Below are 15,607 nucleotides of genomic sequence, written 5' to 3'. Positions count from 1 at the left end.
GCTCCTACTGATTCTTAGGATGATGAGGAAGGCGTGTTGCATATTCGTCTTTATTAACCTGACGACCGCGACCAATAGCAATAGCATCCGCCGGCACGTCTTTGGTAATAGTTGAACCAGCTCCAACAAGAGAATTGTCCCCCAACTCAACTGGGGCAATAATGGTTGAATTTGAACCAACAAAGACATTGTTGCCAATGACTGTCTTGTATTTGTTTTTGCCGTCATAGTTGACTGTAATGGTTCCAGCACCGAAATTAACATGACTACCCACTTCACAGTTTCCGATATAAGTCAAATGACCAGCCTTAGTATTCTCGCCAATAGAAGAACCTTTCACCTCAACAAAGTTACCAATATGAACTTGGGCACCCAGACTTGAACCTGGACGAATGTGGGCATAAGGACCGACTGTCACACCGTCTGCAACACTACTTTCCTCAATCATAGAGTTGGTAATAACAGCTCCTGCTCCGATAGTGCTATCCACCACATAAGTTCCATTTGTCAAAACAGTCTCAGCACCAATTTTCGTTTGCCCCTTCAAGGTAACATTGGCTTCGATTTGAACTTCAGGCGCAATCTCGACATCAATATCAATATAAGTTGCTTCTGGATTGACAAAGCTAACACCATTGACCATGTGTTGATGATTGATTCGTCGACGCATAACTGACTCAGCTGTCGCAAGAGCCACACGATCATTTACACCAAGACTTTCATCAAAATCTTTCAAAGTATAAGCACCAACTTTTTCACCAGCTTCACGGAAAATTCCAATGACATCTGTGATATAGTATTCGCCTTGAGCATTATTAGTATTGATATTTTTTAAAGCCTCAAACAAACGCTCGTTGTCAAAGACGTATGTTCCAGTGTTGATTTCCTTAATTTGCTTTTCAAAATCTGTAGCATCCTTTTGCTCAACAATGCGAAGAACCTCAGCATTGTCATTACGCACAATTCGTCCATAGCCAAAAGGATTATCTGTTTCAGCAGTCAAGATAGTCGCCACATTTTTATGATTGATGTGAAAATCAATCAAGTTTTTCAAGCTTTCACCTGTGATTAAAGGAGTATCTCCAGCAATGACCAAGGTGTGCCCTGACAAACCTTCCAAAATTGGCTCTGTCATCATAACTGCATGGCCAGTTCCTAACTGTTCAGATTGAGTCACAAATTCTGTCTGTCCAGCCAAGACCTCTTCAACCAATTCCGCCTTGTGTCCTACAACTGTTACTGTCTTTTCAGGTTGGATAGCACCCACACTACGGAAAACATGTTCCAGCATAGAAATACCCGCAACCTTGTGCAACACTTTTGGCAAATCAGATTTCATGCGAGTCCCTTTACCCGCTGCTAAAATAATGGCATAATTTGACATAATCTTCTCTTTTCTCTAGAAATTCCCTTTTATTATACCATATTTCAAATCATTCCGCGCTCTTGAATGAAAAAATGCTCTAAAGTCCTTTCTTAACCCATTTTTTGAGTATTTTTTTTGATTTTTTTTCATTTTTAAGGTAAAATTATGAGATATGAGAAAGAAAATAAATCCGCTTATTTTGTTTGGTTTTTTTGGGATTATGATTTTCATTTTAATCCTGAATCGCCCTCGTTTTGAAGACCATCCCGTAAAAACAAAATCCAATATCGCCCAAGTAGAGACACAAGCACTACATAATATAGATAAACCGGTGATTGATGTTTCTGGTTGGCAGCGTCCTGAGGAAATTAATTACGATACTCTGTCTCAAAACATTTCTGGAGCTATCGTTCGAGTCCATAGTGGCGCTCAATCTTCAAAAGAAAACGATGCTTCCTTTGTTAATGGGGTAGATAAGGCCTTTAAAACCCATATTACCGAGTTTCAAAAACGAAATGTTCCAGTTGGTGTCTATGCCTTTGTAGCTGGAAAAAGTGTCCAAGAAATGGAAAAGGCCGCTGAAGTTTTTTATAACGCTTCATCTCCATACAGCCCTAGCTACTATTGGCTAGATGTAGAAGACAAAACCATGTCCAATATGAACGAAGGGGTTGAAGCCTTTCGGGCAAAGCTAGAATCACTAGGTGCTAAGAATATCGGAATCTATGTTGGGGTTTACTTCATGGAAGAACACAGTATTGATACTGACAAGTTTACGTCTGTTTGGATTCCTTCTTATGGTTCTGACTCAGGATTTTACGAGGCAACTCCTAAGACTGATTTAGATTACGATATCCACCAGTACACTTCTAAAGGAAAAATTGCTGGCTTTGACCACGATTTGGATATCAACGTTATCTCTTCCCTAAAAAATAAAGAAGAAACCTTTAGAAAACTCTTTTTAAAACCTTAAAAGCATTTGTTTATCATTTGCTTTTTCTTTTTGTGTTTGATTGTGTTACAATATAGTAAGGATTTTTTGAAATAGAAATAGTTGGAGGAAAAATATGTTTTCATGGTTAGCACGTATTATTAAAGGGATTGTCATTGCTCTTGGATTTATTCTACCAGGGATTTCCGGAGGGGTTCTAGCAGCAATCCTAGGAATTTATGAACGGATGATTGGATTTCTGGCCCATCCCTTTAAGGACTTTAAAGAAAATGTTTTGTACTTTATTCCAGTTGCCTTCGGTATGCTTCTGGGAATCGGCTTATTTTCCTACCCGATTGAATACCTGCTTGAAAATTATCAGGTCTTTGTCTTATGGAGCTTTGCGGGTGCTATCATCGGTACAGTTCCTAGCCTCCTCAAAGAATCAACTCGAGAATCTGACCGAGACAAGATTGATTTAGCTTGGTTCTGGGCAACCTTTATCATTTCTGGACTAGGTCTCTATGCCTTAAATTTTGTAGTTGGAACCTTAAGCGCCAGCTTTCTTAACTTCATCTTAGCAGGCGCACTATTGGCCCTTGGTGTATTGGTTCCTGGCCTCAGTCCATCAAATCTACTTTTGATTTTGGGGCTCTATGCTCCGATGTTGACTGGTTTTAAAACCTTTGACCTCTTGGGAACCTTCTTCCCGATTGGAATCGGAGCAGGCGCAACTCTCATTATTTTTTCAAAATTGATGGATTATGCCTTAAATAACTACCACTCACGCGTCTATCATTTCATCATCGGTATCGTCCTATCAAGTACTCTTTTGATTTTGATTCCAAATGCAGGAAACGCTGAAAGTATCCAATACACTGGTATTTCTCTTGTTGGGTATGTCATCATCGCCTTCTTCTTTGCACTGGGAATCTGGCTTGGTATTTGGATGAGTCAATTGGAGGATAAATATAAATAATGGCAAAAAAAGTTAAAATCAAAAAAACATTGGTGGAACAAATCCTGTCTAAAGCAGGTATCCCACATCAGGGGATTCAAATCAATGCCCTGGAAGGAGAGCTGCCTCAAGGTTATGAACGAGATCAGATTTTCAAAACCTTGGCTCTTTTGGGAGATAAAACAGGACCGATTATCGGAATTGTCCCTATCACCCAACATTTGTCTGAAAAGAAACTAGCCAAAATTTCTGGCAATAAAAAAGTGAGCATGATTCCACAAAAGGACTTGGAAAAAACAACTGGTTACATTCATGGAGCAAATAATCCTGTCGGAATTCGTCAGAAACACAATTACCCCATTTTTATCGATAAAATCGCTCTAGACTTGGATCAAATGATTGTCTCTGCTGGAGAAGTTGGTCACAGCATTATCGTCGCGCCACAAGAATTGGCCAGCTTTGTAAAGGCCGACTTTGCAGATATCTTGGAGGACAGCAAGTAATGAAACTCTACTTTGTCCGCCACGGTCGTACAGTCTGGAACCAAGAAGGACGCTTTCAAGGTGCTAGTGGAGATTCTCCCCTTCTTCCTGAATCCATTGAAACCCTAAAACAACTAGGGCGGTATCTCAAGTATGTTCCTTTCAATCAGATTTATTCAAGCGATTTACCTCGAGCGGTCAAATCTGCTGAGATTATCCAAAGTCAACTCAAGACGCCCTGTCCTTTAGAAAGTGTCCCTAATCTCCGCGAATGGCAGCTGGGGAAGTTGGAAGGTTTGAAAATTGCAACCTTGGAAGCTATTTACCCGCAACAAATCAAAGCTTTCCGATCTAATCTTGCTCAATTTGACACTCAAATGTTTGGAGCCGAATCCCTCTATAGCACCACGCAACGGACCATCCAATTTATCAAATCATTAAAAGATAGTCCAGCTGAGCGTATTCTAATTGTCGGTCATGGTGCTAATCTTACTGCCAGTATTCGTACTCTTCTAAGTTATAAAGAACCTCTTCTTCGTAAAGATGGAGGTCTAGCAAATGCCAGCCTGACAATTCTAGAAACCCATGATTTTGAAACATTTACGCTCGATACTTGGAATGATACTTCCTATCAATAACAGAACTTGATTTTATCGTCAAGTTCTTTTTAGTTTTGAAAGATTATCCGTGAATTTCTTGCTTATTTATGATAAAATGGGAGTATCGCAAAAAATGACTCATCGTATTCAATTTTGAGTAAAACTAGGAGGATCCCATGTCAACAGAACATATGGAAGAACTAAATGACCAGCAGATCGTTCGCCGTGAAAAAATGGCTGCGCTCCGTGAACAAGGAATCGATCCTTTCGGAAAACGCTTTGAACGCACTGCAAATTCACAAGAATTAAAAGATAAATTTGCTAACCTCGATAAAGAACAATTACACGATAAAAACGAAACAGCTACTATCGCAGGACGCTTGGTAACCAAACGTGGTAAAGGTAAAGTAGGTTTTGCCCACCTTCAAGACCGCGAAGGTCAAATCCAGATTTACGTTCGTAAGGATGCTGTCGGTGAAGAAAACTATGAAATCTTCAAAAAAGCAGACCTTGGTGACTTCCTTGGTGTCGAAGGCGAAGTGATGCGTACAGATATGGGAGAACTCTCTATCAAGGCAACCCACATTACACACTTGTCTAAGGCTCTCCGTCCTCTTCCAGAGAAATTCCACGGTTTGACAGACGTTGAAACAATTTACCGTAAACGTTACCTTGACTTGATTTCTAACCGTGAAAGCTTTGAACGCTTTGTCACTCGTTCAAAAATCATTTCTGAAATCCGTCGTTACCTTGACCAAAAAGGTTTCCTTGAAGTGGAAACACCTGTTCTTCACAACGAAGCTGGTGGTGCTGCTGCCCGTCCATTTATCACTCACCACAATGCCCAAAACATTGACATGGTGCTTCGTATCGCAACTGAGCTTCACTTGAAACGCCTTATCGTCGGTGGTATGGAACGTGTCTATGAAATTGGCCGTATCTTCCGTAATGAAGGAATGGATGCTACACATAACCCTGAGTTCACTTCTATCGAAGTTTACCAAGCTTATGCAGACTTCCAAGACATCATGGACTTGACTGAAGGCATTATCCAACACGCTGCTAAAGCTGTTAAGGGTGATGGTCCGGTTAACTACCAAGGTACTGAAATCAAGATTAACGAACCATTTAAGCGTGTTCACATGGTGGATGCTATCAAGGAGATTACTGGTGTAGATTTCTGGCAAGACATGACTTTCGAGGAAGCCAAAGCTATAGCTGCTGAGAAGAAAGTTCCAGTTGAGAAACACTACACTGAANTTGGTCACATTATCAATGCCTTCTTTGAAGAGTTTGTTGAAGAAACCTTGATCCAACCAACCTTTGTCTATGGACATCCAGTCGCTGTATCTCCACTCGCTAAGAAAAATCCTGAAGACGAACGCTTTACAGACCGTTTCGAGCTCTTCATCATGACTAAGGAGTACGGTAATGCCTTTACTGAGTTGAACGACCCAATCGACCAACTTAGCCGTTTTGAAGCCCAAGCTAAAGCTAAAGAACTTGGTGACGATGAAGCGACAGGCATCGACTACGACTACATTGAGGCTCTTGAATATGGTATGCCTCCAACAGGTGGTTTGGGAATCGGTATCGACCGTCTCTGCATGCTCCTCACTGATACAACAACTATCCGTGATGTATTGCTCTTCCCAACAATGAAATAAACGCTTATCCTCTGGTACTTGCCAGGGGATTTTTCGATGTAAAAAAAGATTGAGAAAACACTCAATCTCTACTTTTCACTTCTTTAGTTGCTACATCTTCTCCAAACCATTTTTGGCTGATTTCTTGGAACTTTCCTTCTTGGTGTAGTGCGATAAAGGCTTGGTTTAAAACTTGCAGTAATCTTTTGTCAGCAGGTCTAACTCCGACCGCAAAAGATTCACTTTCAAATCCTGCTGAAAAAACATTGAAATCATTTAATATACCTTCAGACTGGAGATAGTAATTAGCATAAACCCGGTCAATCAACAAGGCATCAATCCGGTCATTTTTCAAATCGATCAAGGCCTCATTAAAACTCTGGTACTGATTAGCCTTCTGATCTTTGACACGATTTTTCAATAAATCTGGCTGGGCTTCAAAATCTAAATAACCAGAGGAACCAGCTTGGGCTCCCAAGGTCTTATCCTTCATATCCTCTACTGAATGAATCTGACTGCTTTTCTTTGCAACTAAAACTTGCTGATTTTCCATATATGGAATGCTAAAGGCAACCTTCTCTCGACGTTCATCAGTGGCAGAATAGCCATTCCAGATGGCATCTATGGTTCCATTTTGCAGTTCCGTCTCTTTCATATCCCAGTCAATTGGCTGAAATTGAACCTTAAAGCCTAATTTTTCTGAGACAGCTTGTGCCAAATCAATATCAAAGCCTGTATATTGGCCATTCTTTTCTTCAAATCCCATGGGTACAAAGGTATTGTCAAAACCAATAGTAATGGTTCCTTGCTCTTGATACTTATCCCAGTTATCCTGCTTTGGATCACTAGCCTTCTGAGTACAAGCCGTTAAAAAGAGAGTCAGGAGAGAAACCAATACTAAAGCAATTTTCTTATTAGTCATTGGCACCTCCTACTTAGGCTCAACCTTGAGAATCTGATCTGCGATATTTTCAGCAAACTGTAAATCGTGGGTAACCACAATCTGGGTCATGCCAAGTTCCCTATTTTGCAAGATCAGTTTTTCCACTTCCAAACGTAATTCTGGATCCAAGGCAGAAGTTGGTTCATCGTAACCTATGATTTCCGGGTCAATCATCATAGCACGCGCCAAGGCCACCCGCTGCTTTTGTCCACCTGATAGTGAAAATGGATAAGCATCTGCGTGCCCTTCCAGTCCTAATTGTTCCAAGAGTCCACGTGCCTTCTTCTCTGCCTCTTCCTGCTTCATTCCCATGGTTTTCACAGGAGATAAAGTCAAATTGTCTAGAACTGATAAATGAGGGAAAAGTTGAAAATCTTGGAATACAAATCCTAGTAGATTGCGCTTCTCCAATTCATCCAGTTCTAAAGGTTCTCCATTATAAAAGATTTGCCCTGAATCAATAGTTTCCAGACCTGCAAGCATGCGCAAGAGGGTTGTCTTACCTCCACCAGAAGGTCCTACGATAGCCAGGATTTGCTTTTCAGGAATGTTTAGACTGAAATTAGATAAAATTTGCTTTTCACCAAAGCCTTTATTGATATTTCGTAATTCTAACATGGCAACCTCCTATCTATAGTAACTGTACTTCTTCTCAACTTTTTTGGCAAGAATGGTCACAATACCAATCAAAATCAAGTAAATGGCTCCTGCCAAGAACATCGGAACCAGACTAGCATCACGGTTGGCAGCTGTTCGACTAGCCAAGATAAGATCTGAAATTCCTAGAGCATAGACCAAAGAAGTATCCTTGACCAAACTCATGACTTCGTTAAATACGCTAGGAAGAACAATCTTGGTCACTTGGGGCAAGATAATATAGCGTACTGTGGCAAAAGGACTGAACTTCAAGACCTTAGCAGCCTCATATTGACCGTTAGGAATGGTATCAATCCCTCCACGGAAGATTTCAGCAAAATAAGCCGCATAATTGAGAACAAAGGCAATGATAGCCGCAGGAAGACGGTCCAAACGAATCCCAATACTTGGAAGCACATAATAAATAAAAATCAATTGCAAGAGCAAGGGTGTTCCCCGCATAATCCAAATATAAATATTAATCAGATGATGGAGGGGCTTCCAATGGACTTGCAAGGCAAAGGCAATCAAAACGCCCAAAGGAATAGAAAAAATCAAGACCAGTGCAAAAACCTGCAAAGTCATGCTTGCACCGCTCAATAAACTCGGTAATATCTCAAACAAATAAGACATACTGCACCTCCTAAAAATAATTGTTCCTATTATAGCATAAGTGAAAAGCGTTTACAAATAGTTATCATCGATTTTCAATAGTTGACTTTTTACTTATTTTCCATTAAAATCATTTTCATTAATTGCTATCATTTTTTTAAATCGTATTCATCACCGTATTCATTTTCATACTCATATTTGCCCGTATAGTTGAGAAGGTTTCAATTTAATTCTAATAGTTTACAAATGGATCAGTGACTAATTTCACTGTTTTTATTTTTAACAAAACACCGTTTTTGCAAAATAGAAAACCGTGATGTTTGTCACGGTCTTTTAAAATATTTCATTATCAGCTTTCATTTCTGCAAGTACCGAAGTAGTCAAGATTTTTTCAGCAACGTCTCCTTCTTCGATTTCTTCGGGGATATAGTAGTAATCGATGATAGGACATTTATCCAATATTTCGTTGTATTCTCCACGGACAATATAGATATAGTCGCTGGTCAATCCCTCAGCTATATCAGCTTCCAGTTCTTCGATTAACTCTGAGTAATCGTAGCTGAAGCGATAATTGCCAGCGTCTATCCATGCTTGAACTCTCATAGCTACTTCAAGACTTAACTTATTGAAGTCTTTCTTCCCGTTTCTCAAGAGAGAAATAGAACTCTCTTGGATGCCGATTTCTTTCGCTAAACGATAAGCTGAGACAGCCTTGTTCATTAAGACCGCCTCAACTTGTGATGTGTTAATACGCATATATCACCCCTTTATCAACGTGTCCAACCTCTTTTATACCGTCAATAGGTTTCATCCCTCGTCCCTCAATTAAAATTCGGTCATCTTTATCAATCCAAAAATCTAGCATATCAGCGAATTCTTCAAATGTTTGTTCGTCTTTAAATTCTGACTCATACAAGTCAATAAGAGCTTCTTTTAATTGTTCTTCAGTCATTTTATCTCTCCTTATAAATTAAATTGTTTCTGCACGTTCAACGCGTTCAAATTTCGCACCATCTTCTTGGTCATCTTTAATATCTGAGATAAGCTGATCTTCATAACCAAATCCGAAATAGAAATAGTAATAAGTAACTACTGCAAGTGCATCTTCGTGAGAAATGCTATCAAGGTATTCCGCGATAACTTTCAATCCATCGCCGTAAAATTCAGATTTACGATTTTTGTTTGCGATACATTTTTCAAGTTCTTCTTCTGGATCAAATTCGTCATAAGAAACTCCAAGTTGCTCGATTAGTTCTTTGAATTGTTCTTCAGATACTTTATTTTCAAAGACTTGCCATACAAATTCTCCTGTATCTCCATCATTTTCATAAACTTCATTGTATTCATCTTTATAATTTTGTTCGATAAAATTATCCTCAACGAAATTCAATGTATCTTCAGAAACTAGCTTTGAAGCGGTTGAGTAAAGCTCTTTGAAAGTATCGCAAAGTTTATAGCTAGTATTTTCAACTTGAAGATCGCCATTAGCAAATTGGTTTGTTTTGATATAGAGTTTTTTCATTTTGTTTTACCATGAGAGCCTTTCGCTCTCCCTTCCTTTATCTTGATTATATTATACTACTATGCTTTACGTTCGTCAAGTATTTTAACAAAGAATTTTAAATTTTTTTAATTCTGAAACTACTTTCAGAGCAAACAAAAAAACCGCAAGCCTGAGCCTGCGGTGAAAGAACATTTTAGAAAGTTTCCTTTCTATTTATTTAACTGTAATCAAGCCTTCAGGCTCGACTGTGAACTCTGGCTTATCTGCCATTGTTCCGTCTGGTTTGAGGTAGTACCAGCCTTTTTTGTCAGCTGACTGGATAAAGGCATTTGATACCATAGCGCCTTCTTTACCGTCTAGGTAGTACCAAGTATCTTTGTACTTAACCCAGCCTGTCTTCATAGCACCCTCTGCGTCGAAGTAGTACCACTTCTCAGCGATTTTCTTCCAGCCTGTAGCCATCTCGCCTGATTGGTCAAAGTAGTACCAATTTCCGTCTGAGTGCTTCTTCCAACGGTCTGCAAGCATGTAGCCTGAACCGTCGAAGTAATACCAGGTGCCGTCAATCTTCTCAAACTTATCTTTTGGATAAGAGCCGTCTTCTTTAACGTACCAGTAGCCCGTATCATTTTTCTGCCAGCCTCGTTTAACTTCTGCAGGCTGTGCGTCTGCGTTCGCTAAACGATAAACATAATAGTAAGGACGTCCAGCGTATAGCCAGATATCGTCGTGGTCGTTGACTGTGATTCCGTCAAAGCGGTAGTTACAGTGAATGATATTGTTCTCATCCACAAACATACCAGTGTGTCCACCAGCACCGCTAGAATATCCACGACGTCCCCAGATGAAGATATCCCCACGTTGAGCGTCCCAAGGTGTGTTCTCCGCAATAAGGGTATACCCATTATCCATTAACCACTGGTGTTCGTATTCAGTATTTACGGCCCAACCTGCTGAAATTGCCCCAGCACTCATCAATGAGTAGTAAATCGAACTAGAGCAGTCGTAAGAGTCTGGCCCATCTCTCAAATCCATTGAGTAAGAAACCTTACCTTCACGCTCTTTCATCCAGTCAATTGCAGTTTCAATATTCAATGTCATTCTTATTCCTCACTTGGTTTCTTGTATTCTAGAGCTCGTGTGCTGTCCGTGATTCCGCTTGTGGTTGGGTCGTTGACCAAACCGATAGCAGTCAAGAATACGAAGACCGCATTGACAAGCAGAATTAGCTTGTTGCCAATATCGCCTAAATCTAGATGATATCCGAAGACTGCTGCGCCAGCTTGCAGAACAAGCAAGAGGGCTGGGATTGCAGTCAGCCAAAAGTATTTATTTTGTAGTCGTAGTTTCCAGTTAATCATATATTTTTCCTTTCTTTTATGGTAATTTTGTAGGCCAAGGGTCGTCTGTCAAGTATGAGATAGCACCAACACGGATATCTCCAATATCTTTATCTGTGGGGATAGGGTCATTAAATGTAAATTGTATGAAGTTTGAGTCGGTTACTCCTCCGAGATACCATATCCCATACGGCTTCCCAGCGTCATTATAAATTCCACCAATCAGTGACGCCTCACTCCTAAATCCTGCAGGTATTCCACCAGGACCTAACACTTTAGCCCCTTTGTCCCCACTGCTATTGTGCCTTGCAAATCCAGGTCCATTTCGTCTGCCTACTCCAAACCAACCCCATTGAAGACCACCAAATTGATAAGTAACAAGGTTGTTAACTCTTCGTATCTTAATGAATGAGTTGCCTGCTCTAGAGACACTGTTTAACGTTCTCCAGCCAGTATCACCAATCAGTACACGCCAGCCAGTATTACCATTTCCGCTCTCTTTAATCCACTTGAGAGCACCGTTTGTCACGTTGACATCTACATAGGTTGTTCCGATTTCGGCCGTTATACGGCCTTCCGGCGACCCTGTACCACGTATTTCATGCCCTACGTTATCTGGTAGCGGAAGCGTGACATTATTACCCCCGACGATGCCGAGGGTATTTCCTGTCAAAGTCAGCCTTGGTTCGGGCTTTTGGTTCAGCACCTTCACATCACGGCCAACCGCTTGAGCGAATTCCTCAAAATTGCTCATAGCAATCACGCTTTCGCTGCGTTATAAGTTGAGACAAGGTCGAGGTTTGCAAATTCATCAATACGACGGCCAAGGTCAGCCAATTTTTGCACGACTGCGCCTTCAGTATCACCGCTCATGCCTGCGATCATCGTAGCAATCTCTTTCAGTGTGTCGAGATTTTCAGGCACTCCATCGCCCAAAATATCAGCCTTCACTGCAATTTTAGCTTGTTCAATCAGTTGTGTGACTGTCGCATTGTCAATCTTTGTATCGATTAACTGCTTCAGCGCCTTGTAATCCACTCCCAGTGCTTGAGCGAATGCGATCCATTTACTTGTATCCATGTTTTACACCTTTCCTAAATTGTAGTACGTGAGCAAATCTGGGATTTCCTGACATGCTCCACCTTCGCTTGCAGGTCTTTCTGCAAGTTGTTTTTTTACTTCTTCTGCGATATCCAGCTCTTTGAGAGCGTGGACTTCTTCTGTGACCAATTCTTTATCTGAAGCCACTATCTTGATATGTGTAGCCTTATCGCTTGGAAAAATATATCCGCCAGCGCTAACTTCTAAGCGGTATTTCCCAATTGGCAAGATAGTATCCAGATTAAAATTCACGCTTGAGTTTGTGACAGTTACCTTCCTCTTCAACTGGTATTTATCCATTGTCAGACTAACGACCGCCACCTCCCCCTCCAGAGAGGGGACGGCTCGATAATCTTCGTCTAAAAGGACAAATCCAAAGGTAGAAGCTACATCACCTTGCTTAATGAGGTAACCGCCATCAACTTGAGCAAGATTGGTCGTATTGAGATTACAGACCATTCTGAGCCCCTTTCTTAGCTTTTGCTTTGAATTAGCGTTTTCAACTCTCTGACATCTTCACCTAGCGATTTAACTTGTTCTGCAAGGACCAAGATAGCCTTGTTCTGTTCGTCATGGTTATCTAGTCGTTTATTTGCAGATCTTTTAAATTCGTTCAGATTCTCGATGTCCTTCTCTAAAACCGTGAGACGGTTCTCTTGTTTGGTCGCTCGGTCTTTCATCGAGAAATAAAGGCCGATAACAGGAATCAAAGAGAGGAAAATTTGTGCAATTAAACGTTCAAATTCTGCCATAAATCACCTCTACTGTACAATTGTTGCTTTTGGTGCGTTAAACTTCCAAGTTGCTAGAACGCCATTCTGGAACGGTGTTCCTTCAAGTTGAGCAAGGGTTTCTCCTTGATAAGCAAATGACTGATTGGTTTGAATCAAGATGCGCTTACCTTCTCCATAGACTTCAGTGTGGTTAGGGTCTTCAACCGCAAAGATTGAACCTGGCTCATAAACTTTACCAACTTCAGCAAGTGGGAAGAGTTCAACCATTTCTTTATAGGTCGTGCCATAAGAGACTTTTTCACCCATAATTGAATCTTGAGCCATCACTCGTACCACCTTAGTAATGCGATTCGCAAGTGCTTCAAGGTCGTTTTGCTTCGCTTCTGCTTGGCTCAATTTCTCTTGGGTTTGTTCAAGATTGGCTTGAGCTTGAGCTACTTTCTGCTCAGCTTGTTCCAATTTAGCCAGAGTCTGCTCTAATTTAGCCTGCGCTTGTACAATGGCGCTTGTTGGATCCAGCTCAGTACGGATATGGTCCAGCACTGCTTGAATCAGCACCTCTTCATTATCATTTGTGCGGTTGCCTGGCAATTCCACACGCTCATAGCTGTATCGACCAGTTTCTTCTTTCTCGATTGTTACGATAGTGACGTTCTTTTCCCCCTTCAAAATAGGGCTTCCTGTTAATTTGTAAGTCATTGGTTAGTTCCTTTCATTTTTGCTTGCGTTTCTTCAAATAACTCTTTAAGGGCTGGGTCGTATTCCAGCACTGATTTAAAGGCCTGCAATTCAGCCAAAGCCAGTGTATAGCGTGCTTCTAAATGCGCACGTCCCAATTCGCCCTCAGCCAAGCGGTTAGCAAGCGACTCAGCGACTAGCTTGTCGATTGTGTGATTATCCATGTAGTTTCTCCATTTCTTTGATTTTCTGGTCCAGTTCTTGGACAGCCTTCAGCAAGTAGGGTACAAATTTCGAATAGTTGATAGACAGATAAGATGTTACTTCATCTGTTTCAACTGCATGAGGTACTACCTCTTGTACTTCCTGCGCAATCAAACCAACCTCTTCATGTTTCTGGCTCTCGATAAAATCAAAAGAGACCATGTTCAATGCTTGGATTTTATCCAAGGCATTAACTGGACTCTCTTTAATATTTTCTTTCAAGCGCCTATCTGAACTCGAAGTGATACCAGCATAACCTCTCCATTTGGCTGTAGTGATTTGATTCCACCAGACGACGGCATTCTCTCCTCCAGCTGGATTTGACCCAGCACCATAAATATCTGCATTTCCTGTCCAGATACCTTTTGCAGCATTAATCCTGCTGTAGAAATTAACGTTTGTAGAGCCAGAAAAGTCAACTTTCCCATAGAAGCTAACTGTATTCTTACAATACATCTGCCCATCTGTGTCCACATGCCAAGAGTTCGGTCCTGCTTGGTTCCAGTTATCGCCCCAATTAGCCCAGAAAGCTGTCTTAGTACCATAACCAGCACCATTCCCCATACCAACTGAGAATTGGTTTACTCCAGAAATCCAGCGACCGCCTCCATTGTCAAACTGACCCAAGGTGAAACCTCCAATTTCACCTTGATAGGCTTGTAAGAAGGTTGAGCTAGACACAACAGATTCAATCTTGGTTGTGAAGATTTCCTTAGATGTCAACTTGTCAATCAAGGCATCTCTAGCGGTCAGATTCTTGATTAAGGCATCATCTACGCTGATTTTATCGCCTGTGATGGCACCTGCTTTAATCGTATCTGCAGTCACAGACCCAGCTGCTAACTTCCCAGCTGTTACTGCACCGTCCACAATCATGTCAGACTTCACTCTGACTTTGGGGGCGATGATGTCAACGCCTCTAGAACTTGCGGAAATGGTAGAGGCTAACTGCTCGCCAGTTAAGGTAGTAGAGCCGATGGTCACACCTTCCGGCGTAACTTGCACCCTCGCACTGTTTGCGGCATCACGCACTTCCTGCCTGATTTCACTAGCTGTCTGAGCGATTGCGCTTTTTACATTCGTATTGAAAAATTGAGTTAGCGCCCCTTGGTTGTTCTGCTGAATTTTGCCCCAGAGAGTGCTATTTGGGTCTCTCAATTCCAGTTCAATAGAACGCATATCCTTGAAGAGACCTGACAAAGTGCGTTGCGTGACAGTAGGCTCCACGAAGCTAGTCGGAAAATCCCCCTGCTCAAGCTGGATATCCGTTAGCACCGTGTCACCCACACAGCCCATATGATGGAGTTTTAACAGTTCATCTCGTGTACGTGGCTGAAAGACCTTATAATACCTCCCGCTATGCTCAAGAGCAGGCGAACGAACGTTTTGAATGGTTATGTCCATGTGTTACCTCATTCTGTCATATAAAACAATATCTTTATAATCATCTCTAAACCAGTTTCGTGTCAAATCAGATAAAGCTTGACGCTTGCTTGCTTCATCTACTCCTGCATCTTCATTTTGATCTAGTAAAAACACAAAAGATGGATTAGGTGTTGATAAATTATAGGCATATACTTTGACGAACTTTTCTTCTATCCTCAAATAGTAGTACCCTGAGTTTAATCCTACATATCGGTACGAGAATCGAGTGTAAAAGTCTAAAGTAGCTGACTGATAGTTAATATTTAATATAGTCAATGACAAAGTGTTTACAATTCGAAATCTGTATTTTTTCCAGATTAGCTTATCTCCTATATATCTTCCAACAACTTCCTTGCCACCCACGTAAATTCCTTCTCTAGTCATACTA

Annotated in this window: 21 protein-coding genes and 2 pseudogenes; 5 read left to right on the top strand and 18 right to left on the bottom strand. The window is 41.0% G+C overall.

Going from position 1 to position 15,607, the window contains the following annotated elements:
- Positions 1 to 4: 4 nt before the first annotated feature.
- Positions 5 to 1,384: a bifunctional UDP-N-acetylglucosamine diphosphorylase/glucosamine-1-phosphate N-acetyltransferase GlmU gene (gene glmU / locus D8848_RS05495; RefSeq protein WP_045611861.1), complete on the bottom strand. Its 1,380-nt coding sequence runs from the start codon at positions 1,382 to 1,384 to the stop codon at positions 5 to 7.
- A 154-nt stretch (positions 1,385 to 1,538) separates the two neighbouring features.
- Here glmU and D8848_RS05490 point away from each other — a divergent pair, with 154 nt between their 5' ends.
- The 5 genes from D8848_RS05490 to lysS all read left to right on the top strand — a co-directional run bounded on the left by D8848_RS05490 (position 1,539) and on the right by lysS (position 6,003).
- Positions 1,539 to 2,339: a glycoside hydrolase family 25 protein gene (locus D8848_RS05490; RefSeq protein WP_125443136.1), complete on the top strand. Its 801-nt coding sequence runs from the start codon at positions 1,539 to 1,541 to the stop codon at positions 2,337 to 2,339.
- A gap of 94 nt (positions 2,340 to 2,433) precedes the next feature.
- Complete coding sequence (locus tag D8848_RS05485; RefSeq protein ID WP_125443135.1) at positions 2,434 to 3,276, top strand: DUF368 domain-containing protein; 843 nt, start codon at positions 2,434 to 2,436, stop codon at positions 3,274 to 3,276.
- The gene (locus D8848_RS05480) at positions 3,276 to 3,758 is read left to right on the top strand and encodes an aminoacyl-tRNA deacylase (protein ID WP_001085897.1); all 483 of its coding nucleotides are present in this window, start codon (positions 3,276 to 3,278) and stop codon (positions 3,756 to 3,758) included. The genes D8848_RS05485 and D8848_RS05480 overlap by 1 nt, the downstream gene beginning before the upstream one ends.
- Positions 3,758 to 4,375: a histidine phosphatase family protein gene (locus tag D8848_RS05475; RefSeq protein WP_125443134.1), complete on the top strand. Its 618-nt coding sequence runs from the start codon at positions 3,758 to 3,760 to the stop codon at positions 4,373 to 4,375. The genes D8848_RS05480 and D8848_RS05475 overlap by 1 nt, the downstream gene beginning before the upstream one ends.
- A 137-nt stretch (positions 4,376 to 4,512) precedes the next feature.
- Positions 4,513 to 6,003 carry a lysine--tRNA ligase gene (lysS, locus tag D8848_RS05470; RefSeq protein WP_125450656.1) on the top strand — a complete coding sequence of 497 codons (1,491 nt, stop codon included), beginning with the start codon at positions 4,513 to 4,515 and terminating at the stop codon, positions 6,001 to 6,003.
- A 61-nt stretch (positions 6,004 to 6,064) separates the two neighbouring features.
- Here lysS and D8848_RS05465 read toward each other — a convergent pair whose 3' ends face one another.
- From D8848_RS05465 to D8848_RS05390, 17 genes and pseudogenes are all read right to left on the bottom strand, one after another.
- On the bottom strand, positions 6,065 to 6,904 hold the full coding sequence (locus D8848_RS05465; RefSeq protein WP_125443132.1) for an amino acid ABC transporter substrate-binding protein: 840 nt from the start codon (positions 6,902 to 6,904) through the stop codon (positions 6,065 to 6,067).
- Positions 6,905 to 6,913: 9 nt separating this feature from the next.
- Positions 6,914 to 7,543: an amino acid ABC transporter ATP-binding protein gene (locus D8848_RS05460; RefSeq protein WP_125443131.1), complete on the bottom strand. Its 630-nt coding sequence runs from the start codon at positions 7,541 to 7,543 to the stop codon at positions 6,914 to 6,916.
- 9 nt (positions 7,544 to 7,552) lie between these two features.
- Positions 7,553 to 8,194, bottom strand: a complete 642-nt coding sequence (locus D8848_RS05455; RefSeq protein ID WP_000120839.1) for an amino acid ABC transporter permease — start codon at positions 8,192 to 8,194, stop codon at positions 7,553 to 7,555.
- Between the two features lie 312 nt (positions 8,195 to 8,506).
- The gene (locus D8848_RS05450; protein ID WP_125443130.1) at positions 8,507 to 8,929 is read right to left on the bottom strand and encodes a hypothetical protein; all 423 of its coding nucleotides are present in this window, start codon (positions 8,927 to 8,929) and stop codon (positions 8,507 to 8,509) included.
- On the bottom strand, positions 8,919 to 9,125 hold the full coding sequence (locus D8848_RS05445; protein WP_125443129.1) for a hypothetical protein: 207 nt from the start codon (positions 9,123 to 9,125) through the stop codon (positions 8,919 to 8,921). The genes D8848_RS05450 and D8848_RS05445 overlap by 11 nt, the downstream gene beginning before the upstream one ends.
- 18 nt (positions 9,126 to 9,143) lie before the next feature.
- Positions 9,144 to 9,695 (bottom strand): hypothetical protein, encoded by a 552-nt coding sequence (locus tag D8848_RS05440; protein WP_125443128.1) that lies wholly within the window; start codon positions 9,693 to 9,695, stop codon positions 9,144 to 9,146.
- Between the two features lie 195 nt (positions 9,696 to 9,890).
- A complete protein-coding gene (locus D8848_RS05435; protein WP_125443127.1) occupies positions 9,891 to 10,778 on the bottom strand; it encodes a peptidoglycan amidohydrolase family protein in 888 nt (295 codons plus the stop codon).
- 2 nt (positions 10,779 to 10,780) lie between these two features.
- Entirely contained in the window at positions 10,781 to 11,038 is a 258-nt protein-coding gene (locus D8848_RS05430) for a phage holin (protein ID WP_125443126.1), read from the bottom strand.
- 16 nt (positions 11,039 to 11,054) lie between these two features.
- Entirely contained in the window at positions 11,055 to 11,546 is a 492-nt protein-coding gene (locus D8848_RS05425) for a hypothetical protein (protein WP_221763042.1), read from the bottom strand.
- Positions 11,547 to 11,776: 230 nt separating this feature from the next.
- Positions 11,777 to 12,097, bottom strand: coding sequence for a hypothetical protein (locus D8848_RS05420; RefSeq protein WP_125443124.1), 321 nt, complete (start codon positions 12,095 to 12,097; stop codon positions 11,777 to 11,779).
- A gap of 3 nt (positions 12,098 to 12,100) precedes the next feature.
- A complete protein-coding gene (locus D8848_RS05415; RefSeq protein WP_125443123.1) occupies positions 12,101 to 12,577 on the bottom strand; it encodes a peptidase associated/transthyretin-like domain-containing protein in 477 nt (158 codons plus the stop codon).
- A gap of 14 nt (positions 12,578 to 12,591) precedes the next feature.
- Positions 12,592 to 12,870: a DUF7365 family protein gene (locus D8848_RS05410; protein WP_125443122.1), complete on the bottom strand. Its 279-nt coding sequence runs from the start codon at positions 12,868 to 12,870 to the stop codon at positions 12,592 to 12,594.
- Between the two features lie 9 nt (positions 12,871 to 12,879).
- Positions 12,880 to 13,551, bottom strand: a complete 672-nt coding sequence (locus D8848_RS05405; protein WP_125443121.1) for a hypothetical protein — start codon at positions 13,549 to 13,551, stop codon at positions 12,880 to 12,882.
- Positions 13,548 to 13,754, bottom strand: a complete 207-nt coding sequence (locus D8848_RS05400; RefSeq protein WP_125443120.1) for a hypothetical protein — start codon at positions 13,752 to 13,754, stop codon at positions 13,548 to 13,550. The genes D8848_RS05405 and D8848_RS05400 overlap by 4 nt, the downstream gene beginning before the upstream one ends.
- A pseudogene (locus D8848_RS11095) lies at positions 13,747 to 14,682 on the bottom strand (tail fiber domain-containing protein); the annotation flags it as partial. The pseudogene D8848_RS11095 and the gene D8848_RS05400, both read right to left, overlap by 8 nt.
- A gap of 138 nt (positions 14,683 to 14,820) precedes the next feature.
- A pseudogene (locus D8848_RS11090) lies at positions 14,821 to 15,198 on the bottom strand (gp58-like family protein); the annotation flags it as partial.
- 3 nt (positions 15,199 to 15,201) lie between these two features.
- Positions 15,202 to 15,603, bottom strand: coding sequence for a hypothetical protein (locus tag D8848_RS05390; RefSeq protein WP_125443118.1), 402 nt, complete (start codon positions 15,601 to 15,603; stop codon positions 15,202 to 15,204).
- Positions 15,604 to 15,607: the final 4 nt, after the last annotated feature.

It is taken from the genome of Streptococcus mitis (assembly GCF_003942775.1).
GTDB classification, from domain to species: domain Bacteria; phylum Bacillota; class Bacilli; order Lactobacillales; family Streptococcaceae; genus Streptococcus; species Streptococcus mitis_CN.
Note: the sequence above shows the minus strand (reverse complement) of the source record. Positions and strands in the feature narration are given on the sequence as shown.

Excerpts from the sequence above, each read along its gene's own strand:
- D8848_RS05435 (WP_125443127.1), bottom strand. The coding sequence starts at position 10,778 with ATGACATTGAATATTGAAACTGCAATTGACTGGATGAAAGAGCGTGAA.
- D8848_RS05450 (WP_125443130.1), bottom strand. The coding sequence starts at position 8,929 with ATGCGTATTAACACATCACAAGTTGAGGCGGTCTTAATGAACAAGGCT.
- D8848_RS05480 (WP_001085897.1), top strand. The coding sequence starts at position 3,276 with ATGGCAAAAAAAGTTAAAATCAAAAAAACATTGGTGGAACAAATCCTG.
- D8848_RS05475 (WP_125443134.1), top strand. The coding sequence starts at position 3,758 with ATGAAACTCTACTTTGTCCGCCACGGTCGTACAGTCTGGAACCAAGAA.
- D8848_RS05415 (WP_125443123.1), bottom strand. The coding sequence starts at position 12,577 with ATGGTCTGTAATCTCAATACGACCAATCTTGCTCAAGTTGATGGCGGT.
- D8848_RS05420 (WP_125443124.1), bottom strand. The coding sequence starts at position 12,097 with ATGGATACAAGTAAATGGATCGCATTCGCTCAAGCACTGGGAGTGGAT.
- D8848_RS05430 (WP_125443126.1), bottom strand. The coding sequence starts at position 11,038 with ATGATTAACTGGAAACTACGACTACAAAATAAATACTTTTGGCTGACT.
- glmU (WP_045611861.1), bottom strand. The coding sequence starts at position 1,384 with ATGTCAAATTATGCCATTATTTTAGCAGCGGGTAAAGGGACTCGCATG.
- D8848_RS05465 (WP_125443132.1), bottom strand. The coding sequence starts at position 6,904 with ATGACTAATAAGAAAATTGCTTTAGTATTGGTTTCTCTCCTGACTCTC.
- D8848_RS05390 (WP_125443118.1), bottom strand. The coding sequence starts at position 15,603 with ATGACTAGAGAAGGAATTTACGTGGGTGGCAAGGAAGTTGTTGGAAGA.
- D8848_RS05460 (WP_125443131.1), bottom strand. The coding sequence starts at position 7,543 with ATGTTAGAATTACGAAATATCAATAAAGGCTTTGGTGAAAAGCAAATT.
- D8848_RS05410 (WP_125443122.1), bottom strand. The coding sequence starts at position 12,870 with ATGGCAGAATTTGAACGTTTAATTGCACAAATTTTCCTCTCTTTGATT.
- D8848_RS05485 (WP_125443135.1), top strand. The coding sequence starts at position 2,434 with ATGTTTTCATGGTTAGCACGTATTATTAAAGGGATTGTCATTGCTCTT.
- D8848_RS05440 (WP_125443128.1), bottom strand. The coding sequence starts at position 9,695 with ATGAAAAAACTCTATATCAAAACAAACCAATTTGCTAATGGCGATCTT.
- D8848_RS05445 (WP_125443129.1), bottom strand. The coding sequence starts at position 9,125 with ATGACTGAAGAACAATTAAAAGAAGCTCTTATTGACTTGTATGAGTCA.
- D8848_RS05490 (WP_125443136.1), top strand. The coding sequence starts at position 1,539 with ATGAGAAAGAAAATAAATCCGCTTATTTTGTTTGGTTTTTTTGGGATT.
- D8848_RS05455 (WP_000120839.1), bottom strand. The coding sequence starts at position 8,194 with ATGTCTTATTTGTTTGAGATATTACCGAGTTTATTGAGCGGTGCAAGC.
- D8848_RS05400 (WP_125443120.1), bottom strand. The coding sequence starts at position 13,754 with ATGGATAATCACACAATCGACAAGCTAGTCGCTGAGTCGCTTGCTAAC.
- D8848_RS05405 (WP_125443121.1), bottom strand. The coding sequence starts at position 13,551 with ATGACTTACAAATTAACAGGAAGCCCTATTTTGAAGGGGGAAAAGAAC.